This window comes from Mycoplasmopsis verecunda (assembly GCF_033546915.1).
Classification (GTDB): Bacteria; Bacillota_I; Bacilli_A; order Mycoplasmatales; family Metamycoplasmataceae; genus Mycoplasmopsis; species Mycoplasmopsis verecunda.
Window position 1 is genome coordinate 777,681 of record NZ_CP137850.1, and the last position, 13,987, is coordinate 791,667.

Below are 13,987 nucleotides of genomic sequence, written 5' to 3' on the forward strand. Positions count from 1 at the left end.
ATATTTTGCAATATTCAGATAAATTATTAATATAATTTACATATGACTACAGATAACAAAAAAATTACAGAGTTCATAGGTATTCCAGATAGACAATTTATTATTCCAGTTTATCAAAGAAGATATAGTTGAGATCTATCTCAATACAATAGATTATGAAACGACCTTTTAAATATTAATAAATATAATAAGGCAAGTCATTTTTTAGGTTCAATAGTTGCTAGTGCGAATGATCAGATTTAAAAAATTCAAAGATTTTTGTTGTTGTTGATGGACAACAAAGATTGATAACAGTGTCTTTATTGCTAGCAGCATTACGCGATTTATATATGCAAGATAATAATAGAGAACGCGCTAATGAAATTAATGAATATTACTTAATTAATAAATATAAGAACAACATTAAGGTTGATTCAGTAGCTGAAGATAAAGAAATTTATGAACAAATAATTAATGAAATGAACCCATCATCTAACAATTCTAAAATCATCGATGCATATAAGTTTTTTTATGAAAAAATCAAAAGTTCTTCACTTGATAAAGATCAATTATTCGAAGCCATTAAAAATCTTTATGTTGTCACTATTACCTTAGATAGACATCATGATAATGCACAAGAAATTTTTGAAACGATTAATTCAACAGGAAAAGCTTTGTCAAAAGCTGATTTAATCAGAAATTTTGTTTTAATGAACTTAAATGTAAATGAGCAAAATATCTTATATGACAATATTTGACTTCATATTGAACGTATTTTATCGGACCCATTATTTTCAAATAATATACACGATAAGTTTTTTAGACATTATTTGACACTTAAATTAAAGAAAAATATCAAACAAGACAATATATATGAAGAATTTAAGTTATTTTATGATCAATATGCATTGCAGAATTCATTAACAAGCTTTGAACTTGCTAAATCAATTTCAAAGGATTTATATAATTATGTAAAAATTTATTCCCAAATTGTTCTCGGTAAATATAATGATGAAAAAATTAATAATATATTTAAATCATTAGGCAAGTTGGAATTAACAGTTGCTTATCCATTTTTTATGAAGATTTTAAATAAATTTCAAAATAACATTATCTCTAGAGACGAAGCAATTGAAATGATTAATTTATCAATTAGTTATATATTAAGAAGATATATATGCAAAATACCTAGTAATGCACTTATTCCTGTGTTTATTAATGCAACAAAAATAGATGATAAAAATTACTGTACAGCATTTAAAGCCCATTTGAAATTGCTTACTAAAGACAGTCGTTTTCCTAATGATAAAGAGTTTTATAAAATGTTTATCGAGTCAGATATATATGAAAGACAAACATATTGTAGATATATTTTAAGTATGCTAAATAACTGAAATAGCAAAAATATCATTATTACAGATAAAATGACAATTGAACACATATTACCACAAGGAAGTTTAAATAGCGAGTGAATTACAGATTTAGGTGGTTCACTTGAAAGAGCTAAAGAAATTCAAGAGAAATATGTCCACAGAATTGGTAATTTAACATTAACAAATTACAATTCAGAATTAAGTAATAATTCCTTCTCTTTTAAACTTCATCACAATAAGGGTATATTAAATACTCACATTGAGTTAAATAATGAATTTTTTACTCCTGATATGACACTTTGAAATGATGAAACGATTCAACAAAGATCAAAAAAATTAACAAGTAAAGCTTTAAAAATTTGACCATATCCTAACATTTCTGATAATGAATTATCACTTTATATTAAAGAAAAACCGACATTAAGTGTTCAGAATGTAGTTAATTGAAATGAAACCAATAATAACATCTTTGAATACATTGATCAAAAAGTATTATCAATCGCTAATGATATTAAGTGCAATATCCAAAACACTTATATAACATATATTATTAATAAAAAACTTGTTGTTGGCATTAAATTTAGAAAACAAGGTGTGAACATATACTTGGATACATCAATTAATGATATTGAAGAAGCAGATGTAGAAAAATTTTATGATGTATCAAGTAAAGGTAAAGTTATTTTTCCATCCCAAGTTAGAGCATACGTTGAAACACCATCTGAATTTGATAGTATCTTGAAATATATTGAAAACTCTTATAATGAAAAACGAAAATTAATCTAGTTTTATCAAGATTTTTTGTTTAGCAACATCACTGAAGTTTAAATATTATATAAATTAAAAAGCTGTCAATCCACCTAATCGTGAGCTAACAGCTTTTTTTTAGTTCCTTGTATAATAAAATTGCAAATCTAAAGGAAGGAACTAACTTAATTATAATGTTAATAGATTTGAAGTATAACAAAAAAGAGTATTTTGCATAAAAATTGAGGAAAAAGTATATCAAACGGTTATATCAAAAACTCAAAGAGAAGCATATTATCATTTTGCAATAATGGATTCACTAAATGATAACGAAATAAACAAAATCCATAAGGACATAAACAAACTCAGAGAGCAAAATATAACTCATTTCAACATGGAAAAGCTAGCTATTATGTTTAAAAATTTCGCAACACATGAAACACTGAATGATATTTCAAAAACAATGAACGTATCAGCTAAAGTTCTCAAGCAAAATTTAAAACTAGCTATGTGAGATCACACAGCAGAAGACTCATACAAATTTTGCAGTAATTGTAAAAATAGACTAACAACAATTTTTAAAGTTTCACATCGTGAATGAGTTCAGCTCAAAATGCAAAATGTTCAAAATCCAGTTCAACAAATTCATGAAACACAATTTCAAAATGAGATGATATTGTTCGCTTCTGAAGGTTTTGAAGTAAACAACACAGAATCGTTAAGAGAAAATTATCTAAAGGTATTTTACTTTCAGATAATGAAAAGAAATTTGAACCACTAATATCAGTAACGACATTCTTGGATTACTATAAAGAACAATTGAAGGATAAAAATGCTTTTATACCTACGCCACAAGCTTTTTATTACTTTATGGATTAAGAATATGTTAAAGATGTTGATTTCTCTATTTTTATTTTGAAATCAAAAGAGGTATTTCAAAATCTAATTGAGATAAACTACGTGGCAAGAAGAAAAGCCTAAAGGAGTGCAATCTAAGAAAATTAACTTTGGTATTTCTATTCATCTCGCACCATTAACAATTAGAAACAGAGAAGAATTTGGACATTATGAAATGGACACAGTAATTCTTAATTTAAGAGCTAAATATTGCATTCTTACCTTGCTAGAAAGAAAGACAAGAATGTTATTTGGGATATTAACTCGGCGAGATGCAGATTCAATAAAAGAATCACTTCTTAAATTGATTAATCATCACAATTTAACCATTTTATCTCTAACCATAGACAATGGTTCGGAAAATGTGAAGTTAAATGAAATAAGAGAAATTCCTGTTATTTACAAGTGCGATACATATTCATCATTACAAAAGGAAGCATAGAAAATGCTCATAAAAAATCAGAAACTTTCTACCAAAAGGCAAGTTTCCGAGATATGTTAATTTTGAATATATTTCACAAATGTTCAACGCAATAAATGATCAATATCGTGATTTTATTGATGATAAAACAGGCAGAATAATCAGGTTAAAAACTTCTAAATATTTCAACAGTTTCGTCTAAATAACAAAGAATTTTAAGCTCAGTATAAATTAAAAGCTGTCAATCCACCTAATCGTGAGCTAACAGCTTTTTTGTAGTTCCTTGTATAATAAAATTGCAAATCTAAAGGAAGGAACTAACTTAATTATAATGTTAATAGATTTGAAGTATAACAAAAAAAGAGTATTTTGCATAAAAATTGAGGAAAAAGTATATCAAACGGTTATATCAAAAACTCAAAGAGAAGCATATTATCATTTTGCAATAATGGATTCACTAAATGATAACGAAATAAACAAAATCCATAAGGACATAAACAAACTCAGAGAGCAAAATATAACTCATTTCAACATGGAAAAGCTAGCTATTATGTTTAAAAATTTCGCAACACATGAAACACTGAATGATATTTCAAAAACAATGAACGTATCAGCTAAAGTTCTCAAGCAAAATTTAAAACTAGCTATGTGAATTACACAGCAGAAGACTCATACAAATTTTGCAGTAATTGTAAAAAATAGACTAACAACAATTTTTAAAGTTTCACATCGTGAATGAGTTCAGCTCAAAATGCAAAATGTTCAAAATCCAGTTCAACAAATTCATGAAAACACAATTTCAAAATGAGATGATATTGTTCGCTTCTGAAGGTTTTGAAGTAAACAACACAGAATCGTTAAGAGAAAATTATCTAAAGGTATTTTACTTTCAGATAATGAAAAGAAATTTGAACCACTAATATCAGTAACGACATTCTTGGATTACTATAAAGAACAATTGAAGGATAAAAATGCTTTTATACCTACGCCACAAGCTTTTTTTATTACTTTATGGATTAAGAATATGTTAAAGATGTTGATTTCTCTATTTTTATTTTGAAATCAAAAAGAGGTATTTCAAAATCTAATTGAGATAAACTACGTGGCAAGAAGAAAAAGCCTAAAGGAGTGCAATCTAAGAAAAATTAACTTTGGTATTTCTATTCATCTCGCACCATTAACAATTAGAAACAGAGAAGAATTTGGACATTATGAAATGGACACAGTAATTCTTAATTTAAGAGCTAAATATTGCATTCTTACCTTGCTAGAAAGAAAGACAAGAATGTTATTTGGGATATTAACTCGGCGAGATGCAGATTCAATAAAAGAATCACTTCTTAAATTGATTAATCATCACAATTTAACCATTTTATCTCTAACCATAGACAATGGTTCGGAAAATGTGAAGTTAAATGAAATAAGAGAAATTCCTGTTATTTACAAGTGCGATACATATTCATCATTACAAAAAGGAAGCATAGAAAATGCTCATAAAAAATCAGAAACTTTCTACCAAAAGGCAAGTTTCCGAGATATGTTAATTTTGAATATATTTCACAAATGTTCAACGCAATAAATGATTAATATCGTGATTTTATTGATGATAAAACAGGCAGAATAATCAGGTTAAAAACTTCTAAATATTTCAACAGTTTCGTCTAAATAACAAAGAATTTTAAGCTCAGGCTTTATTTTTCTTCACGCTTTTGGAACATTTTTGTAAAATTTATACAGCAATATTGAGGAACTACTCAATTTACCACTTAGGTGGACTTTCAACTTTTTAATTAATAAATTTTAAGCTCAGGCTTTATTTTTCTTCACGCTTTTGGAACATTTTTGTAAAATTTATACAGCAATATTGAGGAACTACTCAATTTACCACTTAGGTGGACTTTCAACTTTTTAATTAATAAGTTTAAATATTATGCAATTTATTAATAAGATAAATAAATATTTAAATATAATTAAAAATAATAATTTAAAAGATATACAAATGTTAAAAGAAAGGAACACCAATGAGCAAAAAAATAATTGACCTTTTTTCTGGTTGTGGCGGTTTAACCTATGGATTTTATAAAAATGGATTTGATATTGTAGAAAGTGTCGAACATTGAAAACCAGCACTTGATACTTATAATTTAAATTATCATAAAAACGAAATAGTTAAAGATATTACAGATCCTGAAGTTATCGATAATATTAAAAATAAATACCATAAAAAAATTGACATTGTTATCGGTGGTTTCCCTTGTCAAGGTTATTCAATGGCCGGTAGACGCGATCCCAATGATGAGAGAAATCAATTATATAAATATACAATTGATATTATTAAAAAAGTTGAACCTAAACTATTTGTTTTAGAAAATGTAAAAGGTATTCTTTCATTTAGAGAAAACGATGGTGTATTAGTAATAGATAAAATAATTTCAATGCTTAATGATATTGGATATTATTCTAAATATATACTTTTAGATGCATCGAATTTTGGTGTTCCACAAAAAAGAGAAAGAGTAATTTTCATCGGTTCTAGAAAAAGTCAGAAGAAAAAAGTTGATGATGTTATAGAAAGATTAAGTGAAACCAAATTACCTGTTGTGACCGTTAGAGATGCAATTGAAGATTTAGAGAATATTGAAGAAAATAAAGGATTTAATCACATTTTTTCTAAACATACACCTGAAATGATTGAAAAAATAAAACAAACACCAGAAGGTAAAAGTGTTATGAAGGGATATTCAGATGCTTTTAGAAAGCAATTTTATGATAAACCATCAACAACAGTAAAAGAAAATCACGGTGGAGTTCATGTGCACCCTACGAAACATAGAGTTATGACACCACGTGAATTAGCTAGATTACAATCTTTTCCAGATGATTTCATCTTTACATCAACGAAAACAAATATATTAAAGCAAATTGGCAATGCTGTTCCTCCTAAACTTTCAGAAGAAATTGTAAAAATAATAATGGAGATTTTTTATTAATGATAAATTGAAACGATTTAAATAAAAGTAAAAAATGCCTGGAAAGTGAAGTTGAAAATATATTTAAAGTATATGGATATGAAATCGAAATTAAAGCAGAAGATTTGAATTTATTAAAATCAGAAAATAGTTGTATTCGTTCTTCAACAGCAATTGGATATATAATAGAAGAATTTGTATATCAAAAACTCAAAAATATTATTAAATTTGATATTTCAAAGTCGATTCACCGTTCTGGTGTAAGTACACAAAATTCATCTTTTGACTTTATTTACTCAACAAAAACTTATGATGTTTTAGTGAATATCAAAACTGAAATAAATGGTAGTCATAATAATGCTGTTTCAGCTATAAAGAAGTTATATAGTGATTATAATAACTATTATAATAAAGGAAGAGATTTCTATTTTATTGTCTTAAAAATTAGATACGAAATTGATGACAAAGATAAGAAAAACAATATAGAAAAATTCTATGACAAAATCCATATAACATCCATATCTTCATATGCTTTAGAAGAAATAGATTTTTCTAGTGGTCATATGCAAGATTATAGAAATTGATCACGTGAATTCAAAAATGAATCAGGTAGATTAATTGTTACTAATAAATTTTATGAACAGCATAAATTAAACGATAATGATGAATTATCTAGTTTAAAAACATTAATATCTATTGAGAAAATGTTTAATTAAATAAATAAGGATTATATTTTATGAAAATAGTAGCAAATAATAAAAAAGCTTATCGTGATTATGAAATAATTGAAAAATATGAAGCCGGAATTGAACTTATGGGTTGAGAAGTTAAATCAGCTAGAGCTTCTAGCATTGATTTATCTAATGCTTATTGTTCAATTTATAAAGGCGAAATGTATCTTAAAGAAGCTTATTTCAAGCAATATATGCAAGTAAAATGTGATGAAACTCGTGAACGCAAATTATTACTTCATAAAAATGAAATTAGAAAAATAGGTTTTAAAGAAGATACACAAAGATTAACAATTATTCCACTGAAGATTTATTTCAATCATCAATCATGTGTTAAAGTAGAAATAGCTCTAGCTCGTGGACTTAAAAAATATGATAAGCGTGCTAAAATCATTAAGGAAGAAGTTAATAAAAAAATTGCTAAAACTCTACTATTTTAATAAAATATATCTAATGGGGATATAATGGTCTCGACATATTATGTTCTCTTATTATTGCAGTAGTTTGGTAGACTATAATACTTCTAGACTTTTTTAAACGGAAACGATAAAAAAGAAACAAGCGTTAACCCAATGGTTTTCGCTTACAACAATGCAAATCTAGCTTTCGCTTAATAGCAAACCTAGTGGCTTATAGAAATTCCTTGGTTCTATAAGTTGGTCTAAAGGATAGCATAAGTGTTGACAAACTTATGTGAAATTTGTCACACATTACAAAACTTTTTCGTTTGCTTTAGTTTTGTAATGTTACAAAAAGCAAAATAAACTGTAGATGTAATAAGTTGCGATGTAGTGTGGACAGGGGTTCGATTCCCCTTATCTCCACCATGCCCTTTTAGTTCTAGTGGTAAAACAGTTGACTCGTAACCAACCATCATGAGTTCGATTCTCATAAGGGGCACCATTATTTATTGTTATGCAATGCCAAAAAAAAGATAGCTATTATGCTATCTTTTTTCTTATTTATCTGATTTCTTCTTTAATCTTGCAGCTCCATATAGTCCAATTCCACCAAGGAATATTAAGGCACCTAGAATAGTTAAAGCAATTCAATATTTAAGGTTTGAAGCTTTTCCATCTTTGATATTTTGTTCACCGTTTAATTGTGCAATAGCTTTAGTTAAATTATTAGCTAAAGTAGTAATATCACTTGGAGATAATTCTTCCATTCCTTGTGTCATTTGTGTTTCGTCACTTGTTAATTGCATAACAAGATCTTTTTGATTGCTTAATGAAGCATATTTGAAATTATCTGTATTTTTTGCTTCATTTGCTTGATCCATTGCTTTAATTAATTCATCCATTGCATTATTTGTATTTGAAGCAACATCTAATATTGGTTGTAATTGGTCTAGAACTTTAGCATTATTAATTTGATCAATGAAGTTGGCTTTTTGTTGTGGAGTTAAGTATGATAAATTATTTACTGAAGCAATTGCTCTAGTTTTAGCATTTGCTAAAGCTTGAGCATTTCTTTCATCACCATTTAAAGCATTATTTGCTGTATCAATATTATTTGTTAATTTTGTAATATCGCTTGCTGATAATGAATTTAAATCTTTTAATGCATTTTGGCCAGCTGTAATGGCATTATTAAATTCATCTTGTAATTCTTTAGTTGCATCTAGATAGTTAGGTGTTTGAGAAACATTAGCAACAGAAGCTAATTTTTCTTTTAATCCTTTAATAGCTTTATCTAAATCACTTGCATTAGATACAACTTGTGCAATACTTGGTAAATCTTTTGCATCATTAACTTGTTGAATGTATTGTGCTTTTTGTTCAGGTGTTATATTTTGTAATGCATTAATTGTATCAATTGCATTAGCTTTAGCTTGTTGAATTTGATATCCATCTAATGATCTAATTTGGTTATTTAATGCTTCAGCTAAAGCATTTATTTCATCAACACTTTTGCCTGATAATCCATTTTTAACTAATGCTTGATCAGCTTGCAATAAATCATTTAAAGCTTGTTGTGATTGCGCAGTAGAATCTTTATATGTTTCACCTTTTTGAGCACCAAGAGCATTTGAAATTGCTTCATTTAAAGCATTATTAGCATCTGCATAATTATTTGCATGAGTTACAGCAGCAGCAATTTGTTCTAATGTTGTAGCATCATTTACTTCTTGATTTAGAAGTTGTTTTTGTGGTTCTGTTAATGCAGCATTATTTTTAATTGATTCTAAAGCTTTTGCTTTAGCATCAGCAAATTGTTTTGCATAATTATCATTTCCATTTAAATCACTATTTGCTTTTGTTAAAGCTTGTGCTAAAGCATTAACTTGTTGAGCATCTAATCCATTGTATTGGTCATTTACTGCATCATTTGCATTTGTTAATGCTGTATCAAAAGCAGTTTGCAAGTCTTTATCAGCAAATTGGTAATTAATGCTTTCTGGAGTATTTTTTACAGTTTCTAAAGCTTGTTTCAAGCTTCCTACTGCTGTATTTAAATCATTAGCTGAATTTAATGCTTGAGTAACATTTGCTACATCACTTGCTTCATTTACTTTAGCAATTGCAGCTTGTTTTTGAGAATCTGTTAAATTAGCTAATTTATTAATTTCTTCAAGAGCATTTGCTTTAGCATTATTTAAAATAGCTTGATTTACATTTGCTAATGCATCAGATAAAGCTTTATTTAACTCATTTAATTCTTCTGGAGTTTTAGTTGCATCATTTAATTTATTATCAGTATATAACGGTGTTACATTATTTAATGCTTGTGTAAGTTTATCTTTTAAATCTTGAGATAAATTAGCATAAGCCGGATCTTTTAATACTGCTTGAGCTCCTTGCATCGAATCATTTAATTGACTAGCTGAAGTATTTAATTGATCAGCTTGTGATTTTAAATCATTTAAATTATTTGGGGATAAAGTAAATTTATTTGCGATTGTAGCTATAACATCAGAGCTTAAGGCAGGATTTTGACTACCTTGAATAGTTTTAAATGAATCTTTTGTAGTATTAATTAAATCATTTTGGAATTTAACTTGGCTTAATAATTGAGTAGCTGAAATATTGTTACCTAAGTCATTTGATTCATTTTGTAATTTTTGCATTGCTTCAACTACACTTTGTTCCTTGTTATCACCTACATATGATTTTAATGTTTCATATGAGCTCTTATCAATGTTTCAAGCGTCAGAAACTTGTTGTGTTACTTCATTTAATAAATTATTTAAATCTTGAGCTAGATTTTGAATTTTAGCTGTAGCTTGTGGTTCTTGTGAGCTAATAACAAATTGCATTTTGTCTTTATCAATTGTTCCAACTGCTTTAACATCATCCATAAGTGCATTATATTTAGCAACTACATTTTGATAAATAGGACTAGATTTTTCAAGTTGTTGTATTTGCGTTAATTCATCACTTGTAACAATTGTTTTTTCTGTATTATTTTGATTTACAATGCTTTCTAATTCTTCATTAGTATTTCTATTATCATTATCTTTTAATAATGCTGTAGCAACATTATTTGACAATGTTTGTAATGATTTAATTTTAGCTTGTGTAGCTAGTAAAGCTTCTCTACTTTGTGCGGAATACACTTCTTCTTGTAAATTATCGCGTAATTCAGTAGTTGTAGGTAGAGCTTTTAAGTCTTTATTAGTTTCTAGAATTAAAGCTTTACCATCCAAATTATTATATGCATCTTGTAACTTATTAATTTGTTCTTTTATAGCATCAGCTGTTACAACTTGATCACTATTATCAAAGAATGCTTTAACTTGCTTATAAACTTCCATAAATGCATTTTGTGCTTCAGGAGTTGATACTGTGTAAGCTTCTTTAATTAATTCAGTAGTTGTTGATGTTTTACTATCCGCTGTGAAATCAAATCTGTTTAAATATTTTTGTAATAATTGTTCATTAGTTTCAATTGCATTTGCATTAGCTAAAGTATTTGAATATCCAGTAATAAATGTTTTACTATCTTGCGATGCAATAGGTTTAGCTAATTCTTGTCCTGTTTTAGCTACTAAAGGTTGAGATAATGTACTTGTTATTTTATTTGCTGTAGCAGTTTTATATTGATCAATAATTTTGTCAAATTCTTTAACTAATTCTTCTTTATTCATTGCACCTAATAGGGCGAAATCTCCCTCTGCACCTTGTGCTGTGTTTAATAAATTATCAACATTTTGTAAAAAGCTTGTTGTATCAATTCCATCACCTAAACCAGCTTTATTAAGTTCTTGAATTGAGTTTTTAGTATATTGTAATCAATCTGTATAACTAATAGCTTTAGCTTGAGCTAAAATGTTAGCTACATTTTCTACATTTTGTGTTCCATTTACTTCAGCTAATTGTGATTTTAATGTATTTAGTAATTCAACTGTTGCAGGAGTATTAGCTTCTTTAATGTAATCGTCAATACTATTTGAACCAATAGTTTTTAATTGATTGAATTCTTCATTATTCTTTTCATCTGAATAATTATTCATTAAATTAGCTAAATCACTCGCTTTAGCTAAAGATGCATTTTCAAAAGCATTATTAAATGTAGTATTAACTAATTTTTGTAACGCTTCTTGTTGTTGCGCTGAAACTGGAATATTTCCTTGTTGCACATTAGCAGCTATTTCAGAAGCAAATGTTACAGCATTATTTAATTGTGAAGCTGTTCTTACATAATTATTAAAGTCATTACCATTAGTAATTCCTTTAGCGGTTTCAACGATTTCAGATACAACATCAGCAGGTAAATTATTCATTTTTGCTAATGCACCAGTAAATTTATCTCTAATTGCATTATTTTCTGTAATTTCAGCATTAATATGTTGAATAAATGTTTCTGAGTTTAATGATTCATCATTTGGATCAGTAATAGAAGTTGAAGCAATTGTATTTTGAGCTGTTTGAATGTAGTTATTTAATCTTCCTACTAATTCTGTATTAACAGCTTGTGTAACTTGTTCTTGTGCTCAATTAACATCAGCTTGTAATTGTGCTTTCTTTAAAATTACACCTAATTTAGTTTGAGTATCAACATCATTTTTAATTTCATTAATTTGATTTTGGAATGATTGAATTTGTTCTTGAGTTAAAGCAGATGGTTTAGTAATGACTTTTAATTGCTTAATGGCTTCATTTTGTAATCCATTTAAATTAGCATAAGCTGTATCAAGATTGCTATTTATTTCAGTAACTTGTTGTGATGTAATATTTAAATCAGGAGCAATTGTAAAGTTTCCTGGTTGTTCATTATTATATGTAATACCTTTAGCTACTGGAGCTTCTTGATTAGTTGTATCAAGATATTTATTAAGTTTTTCTCATGTAGCTTTATAAGCTTCTTGAGTTTCTGTTGAGGCTGATGTATATGCGGTTGAACTCATTACAGAACTTAGTTTTTTGTATTGTTCTACTAAAGGAGTATAAATATCATTTAGAGCCACAGCTTTTAGGTAAACAGCATTAACATTATTATAGTTAGGTAAGCTTGCTCCATATGCTTTATCTGAAGCAACTGCTTCTTGTGGTAATGCTGAAAATGGACTATCAGCTAATTGTTGTTTGATATTATTGTAATTTTCTAAACCTTGTGCTTCTAATTGAGTAAATTGTGTTTCAATTCCAGGCCATTTTGTTCCAATTGAAGCTGTTCCATTACTTGATGGAACTTGTCCATTTCCGAATAAAAGAACCATAAGTCAATTGATTTTTCCTGTACCATTTGTTAATCTATAATCACCAAAATCTAGATTTTTAACATTTGATGTTTTTTCAATAAAGTCAATATATGATTGAATAATATTTTTTAATGTATTAATTTCATCTTGTGTTTTTAAGTTGTTATAGAAATTGCTTTGTGTATATTTCTCTTCGTTGAATCCGCCAAGTTCAGTATTGATTTTTTTGAAAATCTTTTTATAAGAGTTTGTACCATTAATAAATGCTTTTTGATTAGTTGGATCAAAATTATTTTGAGCAGTTGCTCCACCTACATTACCTTGAATACCAATTGCAGCTAATAAATATTCAACTACAGGTCCTGATGTTGTGTGATATATTGTATCAATCTCTGTGCTATCGGTTGAGTAATCACTATTGATATTTCATAGCAAGTTTATTACATCAGCATAACCACCCATTTTAGAAATAAAGAAATCCTTAAGTTCTAAAACTGCTTTTTGGAAATTAGATTCTGTGGCTTCTACAGTTGCTTCTGGTCAAAAGTTTGTTTCAAATGCTTTGTAAGCATGATAATACATTGTGTTTTTATTATTTTCATCTGTATTATGTTGTCCTCATGGGCCAGGTGCATACATGTTTTGTGCCCCACTTTTATCTGTAGCATTTAAATAGTATTTTGGATCACCTAATGAATTAACTCAAAGAGCATTATACCATTTAACCATTAAGTTATAAGTATCAGTTATTTCTTTGTGTAAATCATTTAAAGCTGATTGTTGTTCTTTTACAGCCTGTAATTTTTCCTTAAACTTATTTATTTGATCATTTCTTAATCCACCAATACCATATTGGAATGTGTATTGTTGAATTAAATCATTTATATTTTGTTCAGTGTAATTTACAGCAGATACATTCTGATCTGTATTATTAGCTTCAACTTCAGGGCTAGCTGATAAAACAGTTAATGATGCAGTTGCGGCTCCTAGAGTGCTAGCTAATGGAATTATTATTTTCTTTTTCATCTTTTCCTTTCAATGAATTTATATAAATATTTTATATTTATATTTATTTAACATAAGAAATTTAACATATCATAACACAAAAACTAAAAATTCAAAAAGTCATTATTTATCTAGTTTTTGGCTTTAAAAATTCCTTTTTACTGCTTTTATTTATATTATTGCAAATTTCAACTAATAATGAGTTATATTAAAGCTTCCAT

At 27.4% G+C, this 13,987-nt stretch carries 9 protein-coding genes, 1 tRNA gene and 1 other RNA gene; 10 read left to right on the forward strand and 1 reads right to left on the reverse strand.

The features are described from left to right. Positions 1–42: 42 nt before the first annotated feature. From SAM46_RS02980 to SAM46_RS03025, 10 genes are all read left to right on the forward strand, one after another. Positions 43–243: a GmrSD restriction endonuclease domain-containing protein gene (locus tag SAM46_RS02980; RefSeq protein WP_143826131.1), complete on the forward strand. Its 201-nt coding sequence runs from the start codon at positions 43–45 to the stop codon at positions 241–243. Between the two features lie 11 nt (positions 244–254). Further along, entirely contained in the window at positions 255–2,138 is a 1,884-nt protein-coding gene (locus tag SAM46_RS02985; protein ID WP_272936861.1) for a DUF262 domain-containing protein, read from the forward strand. 271 nt (positions 2,139–2,409) lie between these two features. After that, entirely contained in the window at positions 2,410–2,880 is a 471-nt protein-coding gene (locus SAM46_RS02990) for a hypothetical protein (RefSeq protein ID WP_318635569.1), read from the forward strand. Between the two features lie 204 nt (positions 2,881–3,084). Next, the gene (locus SAM46_RS02995; RefSeq protein WP_318635570.1) at positions 3,085–3,438 is read left to right on the forward strand and encodes an IS30 family transposase; all 354 of its coding nucleotides are present in this window, start codon (positions 3,085–3,087) and stop codon (positions 3,436–3,438) included. A 427-nt stretch (positions 3,439–3,865) separates the two neighbouring features. Continuing rightward, positions 3,866–4,996 (forward strand): IS30 family transposase, encoded by a 1,131-nt coding sequence (locus tag SAM46_RS03000; RefSeq protein WP_318635571.1) that lies wholly within the window; start codon positions 3,866–3,868, stop codon positions 4,994–4,996. A 442-nt stretch (positions 4,997–5,438) separates the two neighbouring features. Continuing rightward, the gene (locus tag SAM46_RS03005) at positions 5,439–6,407 is read left to right on the forward strand and encodes a DNA cytosine methyltransferase (RefSeq protein WP_078747066.1); all 969 of its coding nucleotides are present in this window, start codon (positions 5,439–5,441) and stop codon (positions 6,405–6,407) included. Beyond that, positions 6,407–7,102 (forward strand): UpaP162 family type II restriction enzyme, encoded by a 696-nt coding sequence (locus tag SAM46_RS03010; protein WP_078747065.1) that lies wholly within the window; start codon positions 6,407–6,409, stop codon positions 7,100–7,102. The genes SAM46_RS03005 and SAM46_RS03010 overlap by 1 nt, the downstream gene beginning before the upstream one ends. Before the next feature lie 20 nt (positions 7,103–7,122). Continuing rightward, complete coding sequence (gene smpB, locus SAM46_RS03015) at positions 7,123–7,557, forward strand: SsrA-binding protein (RefSeq protein ID WP_078747064.1); 435 nt, start codon at positions 7,123–7,125, stop codon at positions 7,555–7,557. 15 nt (positions 7,558–7,572) lie between these two features. Further along, positions 7,573–7,944, forward strand: a transfer-messenger RNA (tmRNA) gene (gene ssrA, locus SAM46_RS03020). A gap of 1 nt (position 7,945) precedes the next feature. Next, positions 7,946–8,020, forward strand: a tRNA-Thr gene (locus tag SAM46_RS03025). A 55-nt stretch (positions 8,021–8,075) separates the two neighbouring features. Here the strand turns inward: SAM46_RS03025 and SAM46_RS03030 are convergent. Further along, a complete protein-coding gene (locus tag SAM46_RS03030; RefSeq protein ID WP_078747063.1) occupies positions 8,076–13,787 on the reverse strand; it encodes a GA module-containing protein in 5,712 nt (1,903 codons plus the stop codon). Positions 13,788–13,987: the final 200 nt, after the last annotated feature.